20 protein-coding genes and 1 riboswitch are annotated in these 21428 nt (G+C 68.8%); of the genes, 8 read left to right on the top strand and 12 right to left on the bottom strand.

Annotation, left to right across the window (positions count from 1 at the left end; all coding sequences use genetic code 11):
- Positions 1-208 precede the first annotated feature (208 nt).
- The 5 genes from ACFXKZ_RS46780 to ACFXKZ_RS46760 form a co-directional block, all read right to left on the bottom strand.
- Positions 209-1609, bottom strand: a complete 1401-nt coding sequence (locus tag ACFXKZ_RS46780) for an aminotransferase class V-fold PLP-dependent enzyme (RefSeq protein ID WP_380012574.1) — start codon at positions 1607-1609, stop codon at positions 209-211.
- 233 nt (positions 1610-1842) lie between these two features.
- Positions 1843-1959, bottom strand: a riboswitch (SAM riboswitch).
- A gap of 153 nt (positions 1960-2112) precedes the next feature.
- Positions 2113-3195, bottom strand: coding sequence for an anthranilate phosphoribosyltransferase (gene trpD / locus ACFXKZ_RS46775; RefSeq protein WP_380012821.1), 1083 nt, complete (start codon positions 3193-3195; stop codon positions 2113-2115).
- An 85-nt stretch (positions 3196-3280) separates the two neighbouring features.
- A complete protein-coding gene (locus ACFXKZ_RS46770) occupies positions 3281-3694 on the bottom strand; it encodes a response regulator transcription factor (RefSeq protein WP_078977539.1) in 414 nt (137 codons plus the stop codon).
- Positions 3695-3821: 127 nt separating this feature from the next.
- Entirely contained in the window at positions 3822-4232 is a 411-nt protein-coding gene (locus ACFXKZ_RS46765) for a ribonuclease E inhibitor RraB (protein ID WP_380012571.1), read from the bottom strand.
- Positions 4233-4241: 9 nt separating this feature from the next.
- Positions 4242-5354: a cytochrome c oxidase assembly protein gene (locus ACFXKZ_RS46760; protein ID WP_380012568.1), complete on the bottom strand. Its 1113-nt coding sequence runs from the start codon at positions 5352-5354 to the stop codon at positions 4242-4244.
- A 75-nt stretch (positions 5355-5429) separates the two neighbouring features.
- On the opposite strand from ACFXKZ_RS46760, the gene ACFXKZ_RS46755 reads away from it, so the two are divergent.
- Genes ACFXKZ_RS46755 through ACFXKZ_RS46740 form a run of 4 tightly spaced genes read left to right on the top strand, consistent with a single transcriptional unit; the run spans position 5430 to position 9631 of the window.
- The gene (locus ACFXKZ_RS46755) at positions 5430-6059 is read left to right on the top strand and encodes a heme-copper oxidase subunit III (protein WP_126638353.1); all 630 of its coding nucleotides are present in this window, start codon (positions 5430-5432) and stop codon (positions 6057-6059) included.
- 46 nt (positions 6060-6105) lie between these two features.
- Positions 6106-6906, top strand: coding sequence for a c-type cytochrome (locus ACFXKZ_RS46750; RefSeq protein ID WP_380012565.1), 801 nt, complete (start codon positions 6106-6108; stop codon positions 6904-6906).
- On the top strand, positions 6903-7988 hold the full coding sequence (locus tag ACFXKZ_RS46745; RefSeq protein ID WP_380012562.1) for a Rieske 2Fe-2S domain-containing protein: 1086 nt from the start codon (positions 6903-6905) through the stop codon (positions 7986-7988). The genes ACFXKZ_RS46750 and ACFXKZ_RS46745 overlap by 4 nt, the downstream gene beginning before the upstream one ends.
- Positions 7988-9631 (top strand): cytochrome bc complex cytochrome b subunit, encoded by a 1644-nt coding sequence (locus ACFXKZ_RS46740; protein WP_380012559.1) that lies wholly within the window; start codon positions 7988-7990, stop codon positions 9629-9631. The genes ACFXKZ_RS46745 and ACFXKZ_RS46740 overlap by 1 nt, the downstream gene beginning before the upstream one ends.
- A 200-nt stretch (positions 9632-9831) precedes the next feature.
- Here the strand turns inward: ACFXKZ_RS46740 and ACFXKZ_RS46735 are convergent, their stop codons facing one another.
- The 5 genes from ACFXKZ_RS46735 to coxB form a co-directional block, all read right to left on the bottom strand.
- Positions 9832-11010: an Ig-like domain-containing protein gene (locus ACFXKZ_RS46735; protein WP_380012556.1), complete on the bottom strand. Its 1179-nt coding sequence runs from the start codon at positions 11008-11010 to the stop codon at positions 9832-9834.
- Positions 11011-11275: 265 nt separating this feature from the next.
- Entirely contained in the window at positions 11276-12565 is a 1290-nt protein-coding gene (locus tag ACFXKZ_RS46730) for an Ig-like domain-containing protein (RefSeq protein WP_380012553.1), read from the bottom strand.
- Between the two features lie 219 nt (positions 12566-12784).
- Positions 12785-13183, bottom strand: a complete 399-nt coding sequence (locus tag ACFXKZ_RS46725; RefSeq protein WP_078977531.1) for a cytochrome c oxidase subunit 4 — start codon at positions 13181-13183, stop codon at positions 12785-12787.
- Positions 13180-14898, bottom strand: a complete 1719-nt coding sequence (gene ctaD / locus ACFXKZ_RS46720; protein ID WP_380012550.1) for a cytochrome c oxidase subunit I — start codon at positions 14896-14898, stop codon at positions 13180-13182. The genes ACFXKZ_RS46725 and ctaD overlap by 4 nt, the downstream gene beginning before the upstream one ends.
- 3 nt (positions 14899-14901) lie before the next feature.
- Complete coding sequence (gene coxB / locus ACFXKZ_RS46715) at positions 14902-15765, bottom strand: cytochrome c oxidase subunit II (RefSeq protein ID WP_380012547.1); 864 nt, start codon at positions 15763-15765, stop codon at positions 14902-14904.
- Between the two features lie 235 nt (positions 15766-16000).
- Between coxB and ACFXKZ_RS46710 the strand changes: the two genes are divergently transcribed.
- Positions 16001-17401 (top strand): cysteine desulfurase/sulfurtransferase TusA family protein, encoded by a 1401-nt coding sequence (locus ACFXKZ_RS46710; protein ID WP_380012544.1) that lies wholly within the window; start codon positions 16001-16003, stop codon positions 17399-17401.
- Positions 17402-17473: 72 nt separating this feature from the next.
- Here the strand turns inward: ACFXKZ_RS46710 and ACFXKZ_RS46705 are convergent, their stop codons facing one another.
- Positions 17474-18451: a carbohydrate kinase family protein gene (locus tag ACFXKZ_RS46705; protein WP_380012541.1), complete on the bottom strand. Its 978-nt coding sequence runs from the start codon at positions 18449-18451 to the stop codon at positions 17474-17476.
- Positions 18452-18642: 191 nt separating this feature from the next.
- Here ACFXKZ_RS46705 and ACFXKZ_RS46700 point away from each other — a divergent pair, with 191 nt between their 5' ends.
- Both ACFXKZ_RS46700 and ACFXKZ_RS46695 read left to right on the top strand, forming a co-directional pair.
- Complete coding sequence (locus ACFXKZ_RS46700; protein WP_078977526.1) at positions 18643-18864, top strand: hypothetical protein; 222 nt, start codon at positions 18643-18645, stop codon at positions 18862-18864.
- A gap of 57 nt (positions 18865-18921) precedes the next feature.
- Positions 18922-19569, top strand: coding sequence for a hypothetical protein (locus tag ACFXKZ_RS46695; protein ID WP_380012538.1), 648 nt, complete (start codon positions 18922-18924; stop codon positions 19567-19569).
- A 90-nt stretch (positions 19570-19659) separates the two neighbouring features.
- On the opposite strand, the gene ACFXKZ_RS46690 is transcribed toward ACFXKZ_RS46695, so the two are convergent.
- A complete protein-coding gene (locus ACFXKZ_RS46690; RefSeq protein WP_020553010.1) occupies positions 19660-20013 on the bottom strand; it encodes an iron-sulfur cluster assembly accessory protein in 354 nt (117 codons plus the stop codon).
- Positions 20014-20178: 165 nt separating this feature from the next.
- Here ACFXKZ_RS46690 and nadA point away from each other — a divergent pair, with 165 nt between their 5' ends.
- Positions 20179-21393 (top strand): quinolinate synthase NadA, encoded by a 1215-nt coding sequence (gene nadA, locus ACFXKZ_RS46685; RefSeq protein WP_380012535.1) that lies wholly within the window; start codon positions 20179-20181, stop codon positions 21391-21393.
- Positions 21394-21428 lie beyond the last annotated feature (35 nt).

Here is a 21428-nt window from a genome sequence, read left to right as displayed (position 1 = left end):
ACAGGCGACCCAGTCAGCCCGTCCGGCGTTTGAGGACAAGCAAGCCGCAACCCAACTCCGCAGGCGACCCAGTCAGCCCGTCCGGCGTTTGAGGACAAGCAAGCCGCAACCCAACTCCGCAGGCGACCCAGTCAGCCCGTCCGGCGTTTGAGGACGACCCGCCCCGTCCAAGGCCCAGGCACGCGACCCCCGCCGACCCACACCCCCGTCACGCCGCAGGCAACACGCGCGGGTCCGAATCAGGAACGCACCGGCCCCCATCCACCGTGTAGCTCCACCGCGCCCCCCGCTCCACCACTTCCCGAACCGCCGCCGCAAAGCGGTCCAGGTGCTCGACGGGCGTCCCCACACCGAAGCTGACCCGGATCGCGTTGAGGTTCTGCTGCCCCTCCGGCGCGTCCGGCGACCCACACTCGGTCGGCTGATCGGCCCGCCCGCCCAACAGGTGCCGCACCAGCGGGTGCGCGCAGAACAGCCCGTCCCGCACCCCGATCCCGTACTCCGCCGACAACACCGCCGCGAACCGCGAGCTGTTCCACCCCTCGACCACGAACGAGAGCACACCCACCCGCGCCGACTCGGGCCCGAACAGCTCCAGCGTCCGCACCTGGGGAATCTCCGCCAACCGAGCCCGCAACCGCGCCAACAACGCCTCCTCACGCGCGACCAGCGCCGCCGGCCCCGCCTCGGTGATCGCCCGGCACGCGGACGCCAACGCGTAGGCGCCGATCACGTTCGGCGACCCCGCCTCGTGCCGGGCCGCGCCGCTCTGCCACTCGACGTGGTCGCGCGAGACCGCCTTGCTCGCCCCGCCGCCCGCCAGGTACGGCTCCGCCGCGTCCAGCCAGTCCCCGCGCCCCGCCAACACCCCTGAGCCGAACGGCGCGTACAGCTTGTGCGCCGACAGCGCGACCCAGTCCACGTCCAGGTCCGCGACCGACACCGGGTGGTGCGGCGCCAGTTGCGCCGCGTCCAGCACGATCCGCGCCCCGAACCGGTGTGCCACCTCGGCCAGTTCCGCCACCGGGAACAGCTCGCCGGTCACGTTCGAGGCACCGGTCACGCACACCAGCCGAGGCCCGTCGCCGGAGCCTTCGAGCGCGGCCTCCAGCGCCGCGACCGCCTGTTCGGGCGAGGACGGCGCCGCCAACTGGGTCACCCCGGCATGCCGACGCCACGGCAGCAGCGCCGCGTGGTGCTCGGTCTCGAACACGAACACCCGGGTGCCGCGCGGCAGTACCGAGGCGAGCAGGTTCAGCGAATCGGTGGTGCCCCGGGTGAACAGCAACGTGTCGTCACCCCGCAACCCGAGGAACTCCGCGACCGTGGCCCGGCTCTGCTCGTACAGCTCGGTGGACAACTGCGACAGGTAGCCGGCACCGCGATGCACGCTGCCGTAGTACGGCAGATAGCCGGCCACGTCGTCCCACACCCGCTGCAGACACGGCGCGCTGGCCCCGTAGTCGAGCGCCGCGTACTCCACCTCACCCCCGGTGACCAGCGGAACGAGCACATCCCGCCCGACCACGGGCAGCGGGGCGGCAATGGCGACATCGGCGTCGAAGGCAACGGAGGCGGCGGAAGCGGCGGAAGCGGTACCGGCGGTCATGGCAAATCTCCTCGGCAGACGAGAACCGACCCACGCAATGTCGAGAAGTCGACATCAAAACAGCGCGGAGTGATCCCCGGATGAAATGTGGTCTCGGAAAAGCGACGCGCGACGACTCAGCGCGTACGGAATGGGCCGATCAGCCCGTTTCGAGAAAGAGATTTCACGCCATCACATGCTCCCCAGGTACAGGACCCGGTTCGCATGGGGCAATTGCCTGCCGCCACACCAGGGGTCCGCGCTTGCCGGGACGCCTGACGACGCCCGACCGTGTCATCACCCGGGGCACCCCACCGCGGAGCGAGGGTTGCCGGACAGCAAGCCGGGGCTTTCCACTGTCACTCGTGACCTGCGCAGAATTATTACCGCAGGAATCGCCGCGCGCAACGACCACCCCACCGGTTCCACATACTGGACACCGCCCCCACGCCCCGACGGAGCCCGAACGCGACGACGCCGGGCAGGCCCACCTCGGCCCACCCGGCGTACACATCCGCCTCCGGCTACCCTCGCGCGAACGACCGCGTCACGCCCACCCATCGATCGAGCGCCGCCTGCGCCGCCCCCGAGTCGATCGCCTCCGCCGCCCGCTCGATCCCGGCCGCCAACTGCTGCGTCAACGATCCGTCTCCCGGGCCGAGCGCGGCCAGCGCCGCCGCCGAGTTCAACAACACCGCGTCGCGCACCGCGCCCTTCTCCCCCGCGAGCAGCTTCCGGGCCACCCCCGCGTTGAACATCGCGTCGCCGCCGCGCAGCGACTCGATCCCGTTCAACGCGATACCCAGGTCGCGCGGATCCACCCGGTCCTCGCGCACGTCGCCGTCCCGCACGATCCACACCTGGGACGTGGTGGTCACGGTCAACTCGTCCAACCCGTCGTCACCGCGAAAGACCAGCGCGGTGGCCCCACGATCGGCCAGCACACCGGCCACGATCGGCGCCATCCGCAGATCCGCGACCCCGATCGCGTGATGCCGGACCCGCGCCGGATTGGTCAGCGGGCCCAGGAAGTTGAACGTGGTCGGCACCCCCAGCTCGCGCCGCGCCTGCGCGGCGTGCCGCAACGACGGGTGGAAGCGCTGCGCGAAGCACAGCGTGATGCCCGCCTCCCCGGCCGTCCGGGCCACCTGCTCCGGGGTCAGATCCAGCACCACGCCGAGCGCTTCGAGCACGTCGGCCGCGCCGCTGGCGGACGACGCCGCCCGGTTGCCGTGCTTGACCACGGTCTCGCCCGCGCCCGCGACCACGATCGCGGACATGGTCGAGATGTTCACCGTGCGGGCGAGGTCGCCGCCCGTGCCGACGATGTCCACCGTGCGGCCGGGTACCTCGATGGTCGACGCGTGCTCGTACATCGCCCGCACCAGACCCGAGACCTCGTCCACGGTCTCGCCCTTGGCCCGCAGCGCGATCACGAACCCGGCCACCTGCACCGGCGTGGCCTCACCCGTCATGATGTGGTCCATCGCCCACGCCGTGGCATCCGCCGGCAGGTCGTCACCCCGCATGAGCGAGGCCAGGATGTCGCGCCAGGAACGGGCCGCCGGGTTGCCGCCGCTCTGGTATGTAGAGGCCGAGGCGCCCATGGTCCGCTCCCGCAGTGTCATCGGATGAGTCGGCGCCAGCGTACCGACCGGGACCGGCGACACCCGACGGTTATCCGCGATGCGGTCAGGCCGGCTGGCGTCCCGCGATCCGCCCGCGGATCAGGTCGGCCGCCGCCGAGGCAAGCGTGCGCGGGTCCAACGGATGCGCGACCACCGCGTCGGCCCGGCACCAGGTGGCCAGCCACGCGTCCTGCGGGCGACCGACCAGGGTGAGTACGGGCGGGCAGTTGTAGATCTCGTCCTTGAGCTGCCGGCACACACCCATGCCGCCGGCGGGGGCGGTCTCCCCGTCCAGGATCACGAGGTCCACGCCGCCCTTGTCCATCGCCTCGATCACGGCGGGCTCGGTGGCGCACTCCAGGTATTCCACGAACGGCACGTCGACGGCGGGCCTGCGCCCGAGCGCGAGGGTGACCTTCCGACGGGTGTTGCGGTCGTCGCTGTACACAAGGACGGTCATGGTCTCGCCGCGCGTCATGTCCACCTGCCTGAGTCCGGGTACGGGACGACAACTTGGATCCGCCCCGGATGTTAGCGCTTTTCCCCGCCGGAATGTGGGGCTCGTCACGCTCCGATCCCGGCCCGACCGCCCGGGTCCGCCCGACTCACCCACGCGCCAGCACCTCGTAGCCCTCGGCGTCCCCGCCCAACCGCTGCGCCAGCCCCGCCATCCGGGTGCGCTCGCGGGCCGGTTCGAGGCCGGTGAGCACCTGCTGCCGCGCGATCCGCACCCGCAGCGGCCGCTCGTCGGCCGCCACGACCGTGACTGCCCATCCGTCCGCCGCCAGGATCCGGGTCGCCTCCGCGACCGCGTCGTGGTCCGGCAGGGTCACCACGTGCCGCATCACGAACGGACCGGTCTCCACCGCCACCCCGGCCGCCCGCATCTCCGCGACCACCGCCGAGTCGGCCCGCGCCGGATCGAAGCAGGAGCCGACCACGACCAGCGTGCCGTCGTCGACGAGCACGGGCACGGGCTCGGCACGCCGCCGGCGGAGGAACCGTTCGAGGATCATGCCGCGACGCTACTCGGCCCCGCTCGCCGACCTCGGCTCGGCTCCGGGGGCCACCCGGACGGCCGAATCGCCGTCCGCCGTTCGGGCAGAGTCACCCGCAAGAGTGCTCTTCGCGACGGATTTTCCGGCATCCCCGACGCCCCCGGCGCCGTCGCCGCCCGCCGCCGCCTCGCGCGCCAACCGCTCCTCCCGGGCCTTGCGCCCGGCCTCGATCAGTTCGAGTCGATCGAGCCGCCGGTCCTCGCGCACCGCCTCACGTTCGGACGCCTTGGCCCACTGCACGAACAACACGAGGAAGACGAGCAGTCCGATGATGTCGCCGCTGCCCCACAGGATCCCGCCGGCGGTGCCCTGATCGGACAGCGGACTCGCGCCCCAGTCGCGACCGAGGTCGTTGTACCAGTCACCGGCCAGCACGGTGGACGAACTCATGATCGCGATGCCCAGCCAGGCGTGGAACGGCAGCGTCGCGAAGACCGCGAGCAACCGCATCGGATGGCTCGCGCGCGGCATCGGGTCGAGCCCGAGCAGTGGCCAGAACCACATGCAACCGATGATCACGAAGTGCACGTGATTCATGTCGTGCATGAAGGTGTTGCGCAGCGTCAGCTCGTACCAGGGCGTGAAGTACAGCGCGAACGGATTGAGCACGAAGACGAAGCCGGCGAAGGCCGGGAAGGTGACCACCTTCGAGAATCTGCTGTGCAGGAGGGCGTTGAGCCGATTACGCCACTTGGTCGGCAGGGTGCGCAGCGCGAGGGTGATCGGCGCGCCCAGCGCCAGGAAGATCGGCGTGATCATCGCCAGCACCATGTGCTGCACCATGTGCACGCTCAACAACACGGTGTCGTAGGCGGCCAGCGCCGACTCGGTCGCGATCAGGAACGTGCCGAGGCCCAATCCCAGGAACGAGAAGGTGCGCCACCGCGACCACGCGTCCCCGCGGGCCCTGAGCTTGTGCACCCCGTACAGATAGAGCCCGCCGAACAACATCGCGACCAGGATCGGGATCGGCTCGAACACCCACCCGGTCAGGAGCCGAATGGGGGTCAGTTCGGGCGGGACGTTCCCGGGGGTCGCGTGTGCCAGGAACATCCCGGCATCGCCTGCAGAGCCACTCACGGAACCAGAGCCTAACCCCGACACGTTCAACGAGGGTTACCCCCCGAAGTGTGGGCAGATCCGGCGACCGCAATAATGGCCGCCGTGGCGACAGCAACTTCACTAGAAACCGGGCCCCCCTCACACGGGACACACGGGACACTCAACCGTCCCAACTTGGTCAGCATCGGCACGATCGTCTGGTTGGCGTCGGAGCTGATGTTCTTCGCGGCCTTGTTCGCGATGTATTTCACGATCCGGTCGGTCACCGGCTCGGACGCCTGGCGCGAGCATGCCAGTGAGCTGAACATCCCGTTCTCGACGGGCAACACGACGATCCTCGTGTTGTCCTCGCTCACCTGTCAGCTCGGCGTCTTCGCGGCCGAACGCGGTGACGTCAAGAAGCTCCGCATGTGGTTCATCATCACCTTCATCATGGGCGCCGTCTTCGTCGGCGGTCAGGTGATGGAGTACACGGAGCTGGTCAAGGAGGGCACGACTCTTTCGTCGTCGGCTTACGGTTCGGTCTTCTACCTGACCACCGGCTTCCACGGCATGCACGTGACGGGCGGTCTGATCGCCTTCCTGTTGGTCCTCGGACGCACCTACGCGGCCCGACGGTTCACGCACGAGCAGGCCACGGCCGCAATCGTCGTCTCGTACTACTGGCACTTCGTCGACGTGGTCTGGATCGGTCTGTTCTTCACGATCTACGTCATCAGGTAGACGTCCCGACACTCACTACGCAGACGACATTGGACCGGGGTTATCCGTGAAAAAGCTCTCCGCGCGGCGACGCCACCCCTTGGCGGCGATCGTCGTACTCATTTTTGCGCTCGCGGCCACGGGGGGGCTGTACGCCGCGTTCGCGCCCGCCAAGAAGGCGGAGGCCGACGACTCTGCCTCCATCGCGGTCGAAGCGGGCAAGAAGCTCTACCTGAGCGGATGTTCGACCTGCCACGGGCTCGACGCCCAGGGCTCCTCGGACGGACCCTCCCTGATCGGCGTCGGCGCGGCCGCCGTCGACTTCCAGGTGTCGACCGGCCGGATGCCCCTCCAGCAGCCCGGTGCCCAGGCACCGCGCAAGCCCGAGGTCTACACCCCGGCGCAGATCGAGCAGCTCTCCGCGTACGTGGCCTCCCTCGGCGCCGGGCCCAAGATCCCGACGGCGAACATGTACGCGCCCGACGGCGACATCGTCAACGGCGCCGAGCTGTTCCGCACGAACTGCTCGCAGTGCCACAACTTCTCCGGCGAGGGCGGCGCCCTGACCCAGGGCAAGTTCGCACCGCCGCTGAAGAACGTGGACCCGAAGCACATCTACGAGGCCATGCTCACCGGCCCGCAGAACATGCCTTCGTTCCCGGACAGCACGATGCCCGAGCAGCAGAAGAAGGACATCGTCACCTACGTGCGTGAGACGACGCACAAGGAGCCGAACCCCGGCGGTCTCGGTCTCGGCCGCCTCGGCCCGGTCTCCGAGGGCCTCTTCGGCTGGATCATCGCGCTCGGCCTGCTGATCGGCTGTGCGATCTGGATTGCCGCCCGGACCCCCAAGGCCAGGACCAAATGAGTAGCCAGGACAAATCCGAAGTGCCCGAAGAGCACCTGCCCGAGGTTCCCGCCTCGGCACATGTTCCGGCGGAAGGCGACCCGTTCGCCGACCCCGGCCTGCCGGCCCACGAGCCGCGCCGCACCGACATCGACGAGAAGGCGGCCAATCGCGCCGAGCGTCAGGTCGCGTTCCTCTTCGTGATCTCGATGCTGGCCACGATCGGCTTCATCTGGTCGTACGTCGGCATCGACAAAGACCGCATCATCGACATCTTCTTCTTCGGGAAGATCGGCGCCCAGAACGCCGCCCTCGGCGGCACCCTGGGCATCGCGCTGTTCTGCATCGGCGCCGGCGCGATCCACTGGGCGCGCACGCTGATGACGGACGAGGAGATCGTTCAGGAGCGCCACGAGTTCACCTCGGACCCGGAGACGCGCGAATACGCGATCCGCGAGTTCACCCAGGGCGCCTCCGACTCGGTGATCGGCCGTCGGCCGCTGATCCGGCGCACGATGATCGGCGCGATGGCCCTGGTGCCGCTGTCCGGCGTGGTGCTGCTGCGCGACCTCGGCCCGCTGCCCGGCACCAAGCTCCGGCACACCGAGTGGAAGCCGGGCAAGGAGCTGATCAACGAGGCGACCGGCCTGCCGATCAAGCCGGACGACATCGTCAAGGGCTCGCTCACCATGGCGCTTCCCGAGGGTCTGGTCGAGAAGTACGGCCCGGCCGGTCAGAAGGAGGAGCTCTCGCACGGCTGGCTGGAGAAGGCGGGCATGTCCGCGGTCCTGCTGGTCCGGTTGGAGCCGAAGGACATCAAGTCCAAGAAGGAACTGGCCTGGGGCCACGAGGGCATCGTGGCGTACTCGAAGATCTGCACCCACGTGGGTTGCCCGATCGGCCTGTACGAGCAGCAGACGCACCACCTGCTGTGCCCGTGCCACCAGTCCACCTTCGACCTGGCGGACGACGGCAAGGTCGTGTTCGGCCCGGCCGCTCGCTCGCTGCCGCAGTTGAAGATCCATGTGAACGAGGCGGGTAATCTCGCCGCGTCGCAGGACTTCGCCGAACCGGTCGGCGCGAGCTTCTGGGAGCGTGGCTGATGTCGAGCGAACAACCCAAGGGCGGGGCCAACAAGAGCACCCCGATCCCGGACAACGCGGCCGTTCGCGCGGCCGACGCGCTGGACAGCCGGCTGGGCATCTACGGCGCGGCGAAGAAGAACCTGCGCAAGGTCTTTCCGGACCACTGGTCCTTCATGCTCGGTGAAGTGGCGCTGTACAGCTTCATCGTGCTGCTGCTGACCGGCGTGTTCCTCACGCTGTTCTTCAAGCCGAGCATGCAGGAGGTCGTCTACGACGGCTCCTACGTGCCGCTGCAGGGCATCCACATGTCGCAGGCGTACGCCTCGACGCTGGACATCAGCTTCGACATCCGCGGTGGTCTGGCGATGCGTCAGATCCACCACTGGGCGGCGCTGATCTTCGTGTCCTCGCTGTTCGTGCACATGTTCCGGATCTTCTTCACCGGGGCGTTCCGCAAGCCGCGCGAAATAAACTGGCTGTTCGGCTTCCTGCTGCTCGTGCTGGCCATGGTCAACGGCTTCACCGGCTACTCGCTGCCCGACGACCTGCTCTCCGGTACCGGTCTGCGCATCGCCGAGGGCGTCGTCCTGGCGATCCCGCTGGTCGGCACCTACGTGCAGTTCTTCCTGTTCGGCGGGGAGTTCCCGGGCGAGGACATCGTCCCGCGCCTGTTCACCATCCACGTGCTGCTGATCCCGGCGATCATGGTCGGTCTGGTGACCGTCCACCTGATCCTGGTCTTCTACCAGAAGCACACCCAGTTCCCCGGCCCGGGCAAGACCGAGAAGAACGTCGTGGGCCTGCCGCTGCTGCCGGTCTACGCGGCCAAGGCCGGTGGCTTCTTCTTCATTGTGTTCGGCATCACCGCCGCGCTCGGCGGCCTGGTGCAGATCAACCCGATCTGGTCCTACGGTCCATACAACCCGGGACAGATCACTGCGGGCTCCCAGCCCGACTGGTACATCGGATTCCTCGAGGGATCCCTGCGCCTGATGCCGAACTGGGAGTGGAACATCTGGGGCCACACGTTCAGCTTCAACGTGCTGATCCCGTCCCTGATCCTGCCCGGTGTGCTGTTCACGTTCATGGCGATGTACCCGTGGATCGAAGGCTGGATCACCGGCGACAAGCGTGAGCACCACCTCCTGGACCGCCCGCGCAACATGCCGGTGCGCACCGGTCTGGGTGTCGCCTGGATCACCTGCTACGGCGTGTTGTGGGTCTGCGGTGGCAACGACATCATCGCGACGCACTTCCACATGTCGATCAACTCGATCACCTGGATCGGTCGGGTCGCCTTCTTCGTCGCCCCGGTGCTGGCCTACCTGGCCACGGTGCGGATCTGCAAGGGTCTGCAGCGCCGGGACCGGGACAAGGTCCTGCACGGCCGCGAGACCGGTGTGATCAAGAAGCTCCCGCACGGCGAGTTCATCGAGATCCACGAGCCGCTGGACCCGGGGATGCGGCACACCCTGACCGCGCACGAGCAGCCGAAGCCGTACGAGTTGGAAGCGGCCGAGGACGAGAACGGTGTGGCCCGCAAGGTCAAGCGTTCGGACAAGCTGCGGTCGCGGATGTCGCACTGGTACTTCGCCGAGCCGATCGAGAAGCCGACGGCGGAGGAGTACAAGGAGCTGACCAGCGGACACGGTCACCACTGACGCGACCGGGGCCGGGCTGCTGACGCCACATCGGCACGACCCGTAGGACGCGCAGGAACGACGAAGGGCCCCACCGGGGAATCCGGTGGGGCCCTTCGTCGTTCGCCCCGCAGTCGGCCGTACAGGGCCCTTCCCGGCCGCCCCGCGGGCCGACGCGGCCCCGGAGGTCACGGTTGGCGGCACAGGCACCGACATCGCCCTCACAGCGGCCGGGTCGTGCCCGCTCCCACGACGCTCCTGGCCAACCAGTCCGGCCAGTCCAGGTTCCACTCGCCGTAGCCGTTGCCGATCGGCTCCATCGCCTTGGGATCGCCCGTGTTCACCACGGTGACCACGTCGCCGATCTTGACCTGGTCGTAGAACCACTTGGCGTTGTCGGTGCTCATCCCCACACACCCGTGGCTCACGTTGGCGCTGCCCTGCGAGCCCACCGACCACGGCGCGGCGTGCACGAACTCGCCGCTCCAGGTCACCCGGGTGGCCCACTCCACGTCGAGCCGGTAGCCGTCGCTGCTGTCCGCCGAGATGCCGACCGTGGTGCCGTCCATCAGCACGTGCGGCGCCTTGCCGAGCACGACCTTGGTGCCGGAGCGGGTGGTGAAGCCGGGCTTGCCGGTGGTCACCGGGACGGTCTTGAGGTCGGTGCCGTTGCGCCTGACCGTCATCGTGTGCGCCCCGGAGTCCACCGTGGCGATCACCGAATCGCCGATGTCGAAGCCGACCCGCCCGCCGGGACCGCCGTACACGCCGTGCCCGAAGTCGACGCCGAGCAGGCTGGTGAGCACCGCCACCTTCGTGCCGACCGGCCAGTACGCCCTGGGCCGATAACGCACCGTCTTGTCGTCCACCCAGCCCCAGGCGCCCTCGACCGGCGCGGAAGTGGACACCTCCAGGTGCCGCTCCACCTCGGCGCGCTGCGCGGGATCGGTGACCGGCCCGTGGAACGTGACGGTGATCGGCATGCCGACGCCCACCGTCGAGTCGGCGTCCGGCGTCACCGTGTCCACCGTCAACTCGGCGTCCCGGGCGATGGTGGTGAAGTCCTCGGTACGCGTCGTGGTGTGCCCGAAGGCGTCCACCGCGGACGCAGTGAGCGTGTATTTGGTGGCGTAGCCCAGCGGCTCGGAGTTGGACCAGGTCGCGTCGCCGGGCGCGTTGCCCCCGGGCACCGCCCTGCCGTCGGGGCCGACCAGGTTCACCGCGTACAACCGGCCCTCGCGCACGCTGACCACGATCGGCCGGCCCGGCTGCGCGGGTCGGTCCGGCCGCACGTCCACCGCCACCTGGGCGACGCCCGCGTCGGGGCGGGGCTTGTCGACATCGCGGTGCTTGTCCCAGGTCCCGCAGCCGGCGACGAACACCAGGGGAATCGCCGACACGAGGGCCGCGCAGAGCCACCGGGGGCGAACAGCTCCATTCCGCATCATGCAAGACCTCCAGCCGTGCGGGGCGAGCGCGGAGCACGCGCGGTTGCCGCATCGAGAGTGGCCGGGATGGTCCCAATTCATTCGGATAATCAGACAAACCGCCCGATCGCCTGATTCCGACCACCGGTCGGATCGCGCGATCGGGCGGTTCGCCCTACCGTGTCGGGCCCGATCACGGGCCCGGTCCGCTGTTCTCGTCTTCCTCGGATCCCGCGCCCTACGCGGCCGGAGCGGCGGGAGCCGCCGGCGAACCGGCGCCGCCGAGCGCGCTGCCCTTGACCCAGGTCGCCCAGTCCACGTTCCAGCCGCCGAGCCCGTTGCCGGCCTTGACGGTCTTGTCGGTGCTGTTCACGACCTCCACCGGGTCACCCTGGTTGACCAGGTCGAAGAAGGTCTTCGCGTTGGAGGCGCTGAGCCCGATGCAGCCGTGGCTGTCGTTCTGCCGCCCGAACTTGCCCTCGTTCCACGGCGCGCCGTGCGCGTACGTCCCGGACGCGGTCAGGTGTACCGCGTGCCGCACGTTCTTCATGTTGTAGGCGTCGCCGAGACCGACCGTCTCGGAGTCCATCGTGATGCCGTCGACCTTGTCGAGCACGACCATCGTGCCGCCCCAGGTCGGGTAGTTGGGCCCGCCGGCCGAGATCGGCAGGTCCTCCACCTCGGCGCCGTCCTTCTTCACCGACATGTGCTTGGACTTCAGGTCCGCGGTCGCCACCAGCGAGCGGCCGATGGTGAACTTGATGTCCTTGGTCTGCTTGCCGTAGACCCCCGGCGCCGCCTTGGCGCCGGTCAGGTTGGCCTTGAGGTTGACCTTCGTACCGCTCGCCCAGTACTTCTCCGGGCGGTAGTCGATCCGGTCGTTGCCGTCGAGGTCCTTGAGCCAGGACCACGAGCCCTGCACCGCGGGCTCGCTGACCACCTTGAGGTTGCGCTCGATCGCGGCCTTGTCCTTGATCGGCGCGTTGAACTTCAGCGAGATGATGGCGCCGACGCCCCAGGTGCTGTCGGGGTCGACGTTGAAGTCGGCCACGAAGGTGTCGTCGGCGGACTTGGTGTTGAACTTGCTCTGCGCGGTGACCTCGGCGCCGTCCGCGTTGGCGGCCTTGGCGGCCACCGTGTAGGCCCCGCCGTTGGCCAGCGGCGCGGTCGGCTTCCAGCCGATGCCGTCGGGGCTGATCTGCCCGTCCACGGTCTTGCCCTTGGCGTCGGTCACCACCACCGACGTGAGCTTGCCCCCGGTCGCGTCGACCTTGAGGACGCCGTCGGTCTCCACGCTCTTGGTGCCGTCGGCGGGAGTGATCGCGATGGTCGCCGGACCGGCCGCGACCTTCTTGTTCGTTCCGCCCCCCGTGCCGCCGGAAGTACCTCCGGAGCCGCCGGGTTCGGTCTTGCCGCCGTCGGACGAGCAGCCTGCGATGAATATGAGCGGCGCCACCATGAGTCCCGCGAAGAGGCGTATGCCGCCGCCCGCTGCCCCCGTGCGCGATGCTCCGTGTATCCGGGGCACGCGTGTCCCTCCCTCGTCCTGGTACTCCCTTGCGCCCATTTGACGCATCGACCCCCCGTCGAGGTTGCTACAACCGGCGAACAGTCACACATCGGTGACATTCGAGGGTGTGGGAGTCCCTTGTAGATATCACACAAGGCCGACCACCCTTTCGGATGATCGGCCTTGTGGCGAAACCGTATTGCGTTGGTTGCGAACCGGTGGCCCGCGGCGGCGGTCCTAGTAGCGCTGGTCGGCGCCCCGGTAGAACTCGAAGACCCAGCCGAAGACGCCGATCGCGACGATCGGCGCGGCGAACATCGCCAGCCACCACCCGAAGATGACGCCCAGGAACAGCAGCGCCGAACCGAGCGCGAGCATCAGCGGCTGCCAGCTGTGCGGGGCGAAGAAGCCCAACTCGCCGGCGTCGTCGGCGATCTCGCCCTCTTCGTTGTCCTGCGCGAGCAGGTCCATCCGCCGCGCGGTGAAGATCAGGTAGAACCCGATCATCAGCGCGAGACCGAAGGTCAGCGACAACGCGGTGGTACCGGTCGGGTCCTCGGAGAGCACCCAGTAGACGATCGTCACGGGCAGCAGGAACACGGCCAGGACGGCGAACAGGACACCGTTGAACTTCACTTCTCGGCTCCCTTCGCCAGCTCGGGCGATGCCTCGGAACGCTCGTCGGTGAGGTACTCCAGCGCGGCGATCTCCGGGTGGTGGAGGTCGAAGGCGGGCGCCTCGGAACGGATCCGCGGAATGCTCGTGAAGTTGTGCCGCGGCGGCGGGCAGGAGGTCGCCCACTCCAGCGAACGGCCGTAGCCCCACGGGTCGTCCACGGTGATCTTCTTGCCGTACTTGTGCGTCTTCCAGATGTTGTAGAAGAACGGCAGGATCGACAGACCCAGCAGGAACGAGCCCAGGGTCGAGATCGTGTTCAGCGTGGTGAAGCCTTCCGAGTCCAGGTAGTCCGCGTACCGACGGGCCATGCCCTCGGCACCCAGCCAGTGCTGCACCAGGAACGTGGTGTGGAAGCCGATGAACAACGTCCAGAAGGTGATCTTGCCCAGCCGCTCGTCGAGCATCTTGCCGGTGAACTTGGGCCACCAGAAGTGGAAGCCCGCGAACATCGCGAACACCACGGTGCCGAACACCACGTAGTGGAAGTGCGCCACCACGAAGTAGGTGTCGGAGACGTGGAAGTCCAGCGGCGGCGAGGCGAGGATGACGCCGGTGAGGCCACCGAAGGCGAAGGTGACCAGGAAGCCGACGGTCCACAACATCGGTGTCTCGAAGGACAACGAGCCGCGCCACATGGTGCCGATCCAGTTGAAGAACTTCACGCCGGTCGGTACGGCGATGAGGAACGTCATGAAGGAGAAGAACGGCAGCATGACCGCGCCGGTCGGGAACATGTGGTGCGCCCACACGGTGACCGACAGACCCGCGATCGAGATCGTCGCGGCGATCAGGCTCTTGTAACCGAACATCGGCTTGCGCGCGAAGACCGGGATGATCTCCGAGACGATGCCGAAGAACGGCAGCGCGATGATGTACACCTCGGGATGGCCGAAGAACCAGAAGAGGTGCTGCCACAGGATCGGTCCGCCGTTGGCCGGATCGAAGACGTGTGTGCCGAACTTGCGGTCCGCCTCCAGCGCGAACAGCGCTGCGGCCAGCACCGGGAACGCCATCAGGACCAGGACCGAGGTCAGCAGGACGTTCCAGCAGAAGATCGACATGCGGAACATCGTCAGACCGGGCGCGCGCATGCAGATGATCGTGGTGATGAAGTTGACGGCACCGAGGATGGTGCCGAAGCCCGACATCGCCAGACCCATGATCCACATGTCGCCGCCGATGCCCGGCGAACGCACCGCGTCCGACAGCGGCGCGTACGCGAACCACCCGAAGTCGGCGGCACCCTGCGGGGTGATGAAGCCGGCCACCGCGATGATCGAGCCGAACAGGTACAGCCAGTAGGCGAACATGTTCAGGCGCGGGAACGCCACGTCGGGGGCGCCGATCTGCAGCGGCATGATCCAGTTCGTGAAGCCGGCGAACAGCGGCGTCGCGAACATCAGCAGCATGATCGTGCCGTGCATCGTGAACGACTGGTTGAACTGCTCGTTCGACATGAACTGCGTGCCGGGGCGAGCCAGCTCCGCGCGCATGAGCAGCGCGAGCACACCACCGATGCAGAAGAAGACGAAGGAGGTGATCAGGTACATCGACCCGATCGTCTTGTGGTCAGTGGTCGTCATCCACTTGACGACGATGTTCCCGGGCTGCTTCCGGCGGATCGGGGGCGGCCCGTCCGGGGCCACGGTCTGTGGCTCACTGAGGATTGTCACTCGTCACTTCTTCCCGTGCGCGTCAACGGGGGCCGGCTCGTTGATCTTGCTGCGCAGCTCGCCGGTCTGGCCCTTCGCGGCCAGCTCCTTGAGGTGCTGGACGTAGTCGGCCTTGTCCACGATCTTCACGTCGAAGAGCATGCGCGAGTGGTCCACACCGCACAGTTCGGCGCACTTGCCGCCGTAGGTGCCCTTCTTGGTCGGAACGACCTCGAACTTGTTCGTGCGGCCCGGGATGATGTCCTTCTTGTACAGGAAGTTCGGGACCCAGAACGAGTGGATGACGTCCGGCGACGTGAGATCGAACCGGATCGACTCCTTGACGGGCAGGTAGAGCGTCGGCTTCTTGCCGGGCGTGCCCTGCTCGTAGACGTCGACCGTGCCGTCGGCCGGGTCGCCCTTGTAGTTGAAGGACCAGCTCCACTGCACACCGACCACGTTGATCACGTTGTCGGGGTTCTTGGAGAGCTCTTCGAGCTTGGTCTCGTCACGCGCGGTGAAGTAGAAGAAGACCGCGATCATGATGCCGGGGATGACCGTGTACAAAACCTCGATGGGGAGGTTGTATCGCGTCTGCGGCGGGATCTCGATCTTGGTGCGCGACCGGCGGTGGAACGCGACGCTCCACAGGATGAGCCCCCACACCACGGCCCCGACGATCAGCGCTGCAATCCAGGCGCCCTGCCAGAGCGACAGGACTCGCGGACCCTGCTCGGTGACAGGGTTGGGCAGGCCGAGTCTCGGCAGGTCCTTGGAATCGACGGAGCAGCCGGTGGCGGTCGCGGTGACGAGGCCCAGAGCCAGCAGCTGCGGCACCCTGCGCCGCATCCAGCGCCGCGGCGAGCGGTCGGAGCCGTAGGGACTCACGTAGCGCCTTCCCGAATGTCTCGCCCGCGCGCGAGTCGGGGTGGGGAACTTTTCTTCCCTGGCGACCCGTTGCGCGGACAGGTATGGATGTTTCTGCGGGCCAAACCCTACTCCAGCCCTATTCGGGTCGCGCGCGGAGGTCTGGTGTGGCGGGCCGGGTTGATGTGACGGTGCGTCCGTTCGGGCGAACAGCCCGAACGCGTCCGGGATTCGGATATTGGCTACGGTCCGACCCATGGCGTATTTCGACGCGGCCTCCACCGAACCACTGCACCCGGCCGCGAAAGCGGCGTTCCTGAGCACGCTCGACGAGGGCTGGGGCGACCCCGCGCGCGGTTATCACGACGGTCGACGGGCGCGGATGCTGCTCGACGCCGCGCGGGAGACCGTGGCGTCCGTGCTCGGCACCCGACCTGATGAAGTGTCATTCACCACATCCGGGACACAGGCGGTCCAGTTGGGCATGCTCGGCGTGCTGGCCGGACGCCGCCGGGTGGGTGCCCATCTGGTGCTCGGCGCGGTCGAACACTCCTCTGTACTGCACACCGCGGACGCTCACGCGGCCCGTTCGGAGCAGCGCGGAACGACCGCGGAAATCACCCGGACGGGGGTGGACCGTACGGGCCGCCTCGACGTGTCGGCGTTCGCGTCCGCGCTTCGTTCGGACACCGCACTCGCGTGTGTGCAGAGCGCCAACCACGAGGTGGGCACGGTACAGCCGATCGCCGAGGTGGTGACGGCGTGTCGGGCGGCGGGCGTGCCGCTGCTCGTGGACGCCGCGCAGTCGGTGGGCCGAATGCCGGTCCCGGACGGGTGGTCGGTGTTGACCGCGAGCGCGCACAAGTGGGGCGGCCCGGCCGGGGTCGGCCTGCTCGTGGTGCGCAAGGGCACCCGCTACGTGTCGGCGCTGCCCTACGACGAGCGCGAGGCGCGGCGCGTGCCCGGCTTCGAGAACGTGCCGGCGATCGTGGCGGCCGCGGTCGCGCTGGGCGCGGCGAGCACCGAGTCGGCCGAGGAGGACGCGCGCCTGTCCGGGCTGATCGACCGGATCCGGGCCCGGGTCCGCGAGACGGTGCCCGACGTCGAGGTGGTCGGCGACCCGGTCGAGCGACTCCCGCACATCGTCACGTTCTCCTGCCTGTACGTCGACGGCGAGGCGCTGCTGGCCGAGTTGGACCGGGCGGGGTTCGCGGTGTCCTCGGGGTCCTCGTGCACGTCCTCGACGCTGACGCCCAGTCATGTCCTGGAGGCGATGGGCGTGTTGTCCCAGGGCAACATCCGCGTCTCGCTGCCGCGCGGCACGGCCGAGGCCGAGGTGGACCGTTTCCTGGCGCTGCTGCCGGGCCTGGTCGCCCGGCTGCGCACGGTGGTCGCGCAACCGCCGGCGGCGCCGGCCGCGGTCGGCGCCGAGGAGGGTGTGGTGGTCGACGCGCTGGGCCGGCGCTGTCCGATCCCGGTGATCGAACTGGCCAAGCGCATCCTCGACGTCGAGGAGGGCGCGGCGGTGACCGTGCTCTCCGACGACGAGGCGTCGGCGCTGGACATCCCGGCCTGGTGCGAGATGACCGGCCACGAGTTCGTCCGCGCCGAACCCCGCGAGCGCGGCAGCGCGTACGTGGTCCGGCGCCGTTGCTGATCCGCGCCGCGACGACCTCGGGCGCCGGTCGGGCCGCTTCGGCCCGACCGGCACCCGAGAGTCGTCCTCACGTCAGAGCGGCAGGTGCTCCGCGACCTCGGCCGCGGCCGCGTCGCCGTACGCCCCGGCGAGCCGGGTCAGGAACGGCGCGCGGCGCAGCGAGTATTCCTGGGTGCCCACCGTCTCGATGACCAGGGTGGCGAGCATGTTGCCGACCTGCGCAGCGCGCTCCAGGGACAGGCCCCACGAGATGGCGGACAGGAAGCCGGCGCGGAACGCGTCGCCGACGCCCGTCGGGTCGACCTTGGCCTCCTCGGCCGGGCAGGTCACCACGATCGGGTCCGCGTCGGCCTGCTCCACCCGGGCGCCGCCGGGGCCGAGAGTGGTCACCCGTACGCCGACCTTCTTCAGGATGTCCGCCTCGGACCATCCCGTCTTTTGCACGATCAGCGCGCTCTCGTACTCGTTGGTGAGCAGGTAAGCGGCGCCCTCGATGAGCCGGCGGATGTCCTCCCCGTCCATCCGCGCCAACTGCTGCGAGGGGTCGGCCGCGAACGGGTAGCCGCGCTCGCGGCACTCGTCGCTGTGGCGCAACATCGCCTCGGGGTCGTTGGCGCCGATCACGACCAGGTCCAGGCCGCCGACCCGATCGGCCACCGGGCGCAGTTCGATCTCCCGCGCCTCGCTCATCGCCCCCGTATAGAAGGAGGCGATCTGGTTGTGCTCCTCGTCGGTGGTGCAGACGAACCGGGCGGTGTGGTGGGTCTGCGAGATGTGCACCGACTCGGTGTCCACCTGGTGTCGGTCCAACCACGAACGGTAGTCGACGAAGTCCGCGCCGGCGGCGCCGACCAGGATCGGCGACAACCCCAGGCAGCCCATGCCGAAGCAGATGTTCGGCGCCACTCCGCCGCGTCGGATGTCCAGCCTGTCGACGAGGAAGGAAAGCGAGACCACGTGCAACTTGTCCGAGACGAGCTGGTCGGCGAAGCGACCCGGGAACGTCATCAGGTGATCGGTGGCGATCGATCCGGTCACGGCAATACGCATGGCACGTCTCTCCTGTGGAGTACGGCGAGCAACGGTGCGAACGAGGAAGGGGGTGGAGGGAAACCCACACACATTAACCCACCTCGCTCCGGTGACCTTCGCAAACTACCCATCGGTACATCGTGCCGTCACGCTCCGTGCGAACTAGGCTGGAAAACACCCGATGATCAGTCAAGTCGAGGAGTCAGGGAATGTCCCCGATGCCCGTGATGCCCGCGATGCCGTCCCAGGCCGAGCCCGAGACGCTCGACGACCTGCGCGGCGACTGCCGTCACATCGATGCGTCGTGGACCACGCCCGGCCCGGAGCGCACGCCGGCCAAGGCGGCGCCCGCCGGCTCGCACGCCCCCGCCACCGACGTGCCCGCGCACGGCGCGACCCTCGTGGCGGGCATGTCCGAGTACGGCGACTGACCGTCCCGGGCCGCCCCACCGCGGGAACCGCCCCGGCGGCGGGCGCGTCCGAGGGTCATGCGTATCCACGGCGAGCCCGATGACCGCATCCGACCCGAACCCACCGCGCGCCGGCGCCCGTTGATCACCGTCCTGGCGATCGTCGGGGTGCTCGGCATCGGCGGCGGTGCCTGGGCGCTGCAGGGCGACGGCGACAAGGGATCACCCCGTTCGAGCGCCGCCGACCCGAGCGCACCGGCGCAGACCGAACCGGTCGCCCCCGGCGGCGCGGCGAGCGGCGCTCCGCCCGCTTCCCCGAGCGACCCCGCCCAGGCCCGACCCGGCGCGCCCGCCGCCGACAACGGCGCGGGCCCCGACACCTCGACGTCCTCCCCCGTGCTGCCCGGGGCCGCTCCGCACACCTATCACCCGGCCCAGCCGAACACCCGCTTCAGCCGCTACACGCTGGCCCCCGACGGCCGCGCCCTGACCGCGTGGTTGTGGGGCGGCCAGTGCGAGAGCGACCGCCTGGTGGTCGCGAGCGACACGGCCGACGCGGTGGCCGTGCGGGTGGAGGTCACCCGGACCGGCGACGTATGCACCGACATGGCCGTCGAGAACAAAGCCGACGTGATGCTTCCCACACCGCTGGGCGCCCGCCGGCTCGTCGACGCCGAGACCGGCGCGACCGTCACCCCTGGCGGCAATCCCTTCACCGCCGGCTGACCGCACCCGCCCCGGACCCACACACGACGACGCCGCGCCGGCCCCTGCGGGCCGACGCGGCGTCGTGGTTCGGGACGTGTCCCGACAGGATCAGTGGAACGAGTCGCCGCACGCGCAGGAACCGGCCGCGTTCGGGTTGTCGATCGTGAAGCCCTGCTTCTCGATGGTGTCGACGAAGTCGATGGTGGCACCGCTCAGGTAGGGCGAGCTCATCCGGTCGGTGACCACGGAGACACCGTTGAAGTCGGCCACGACATCGCCGTCGAGCGAGCGCTCGTCGAAGAACAGCTGGTACCGCATGCCGGAACAACCGCCGGGCTGGACGGCCACGCGCAGCGCGAGATCGTCGCGACCCTCTTGCTCCAGCAGAGTCTTGACCTTGGCCGCCGCCTCATCGCTGAGGAGGATGCCACCGGTCTTGGTGGTCTCGTCCTGGACAGTCATCTGCAAGCTCCCACGTGGTGGTTCGACATTCGTACGCCACTTCCACCGTCGGCAACCGATGGTGGCTCGGCCCTATTCCCACATCATGCTTCGGGCCCTCGCGTTTTACTCATGGTCGCACACCCCCACTCTCGTCAACCTGACATGAACAGGATAAGATGATTAATGTCAAGTAGACGAAAAGAGGTGCGCGCAGTGACCGCGACACACGATCTGGACCTGCCGCCGGGGGTGCGGCCGACGCCGCTCGCCCTGCTGATGCTCGGGCGCGCCGCCGACGCGCGCAGCGAACGCGGCGTCGAGTGTCCCGGCGACCTTCCCTCGCCCTCCGACCCGAACCTGGTGGCGCGGGCACGCGCGGCCAAGGAGAAGCTCGGCGACAAGGTCTTCATCCTGGGTCACCACTACCAGCGCGACGAGGTGATCGAGTTCGCCGACGTGACCGGCGACTCGTTCAAGCTCGCGCGCGAGGCGGCGGCCCGACCCGACGCGCCGTACATCGTCTTCTGCGGTGTGCACTTCATGGCCGAGAGCGCGGACATCCTCACCTCCGACGAGCAGCAGGTGATCCTGCCGGACCTGGCCGCGGGCTGCTCGATGGCCGACATGGCCACCTCGGAGCAGGTCGAGGAGTGCTGGGACGTGCTCGCCGAGGCGGGCATCGCGGACGTGACCGTGCCGGTCTCGTACATGAACTCCTCGGCCGACATCAAGGCGTTCACCGGCCGCAACGGCGGCACGATATGCACGTCGTCCAACGCCAAGAGGGCCCTGGACTGGGCCTTCGAGCAGGGCGAGAAGGTGCTGTTCCTGCCCGACCAGCACCTCGGCCGCAACACCGCCGTCCTGGAGCTGGGGCTGAGCCTGGACGACTGCGTGCTGTACAACCCGCACAAGCCGAACGGCGGCCTCACCGTCGAGCAGCTGCGGGCGGCGAAGATGATCCTGTGGCGCGGGCACTGCTCGGTGCACGGCCGGTTCGACGTGAGCTCCGTCGAGGAGGTGCGCGAACGCGTCCCCGGGGTCAACGTGCTGGTCCACCCGGAGTGCCGGCACGAGGTGGTCACCGCCGCCGATCACGTGGGCTCGACCGAATACATCATCAACACGCTGGACGCCGCCGAGCCGGGGTCCGCGTGGGCGATCGGCACCGAGCTGAACCTGGTCCGCCGGGTCGCCGCGGCGCATCCGGACAAGCAGGTCGTCTTCCTCGACAAGACGGTGTGCTTTTGCTCGACGATGAACCGGATCGACCTGCCGCACCTGGTCTGGGCCCTGGAGTCGCTGGTCGAGGGCACCGTGGTCAACCGCATCCGGGTGGACGCGGAGACCGAGAAGTTCGCCAAGGTCGCGCTGGACCGCATGCTGGCCCTGCCCTAGGCGCCCGCCACCGCGGGCCCCGACGGCGGATCGTC

This window comes from Embleya sp. NPDC059237 (assembly GCF_042754105.1).
GTDB lineage: Bacteria > Actinomycetota > Actinomycetes > Streptomycetales > Streptomycetaceae > Embleya.
Note: the sequence above shows the minus strand (reverse complement) of the source record. Positions and strands in the feature narration are given on the sequence as shown.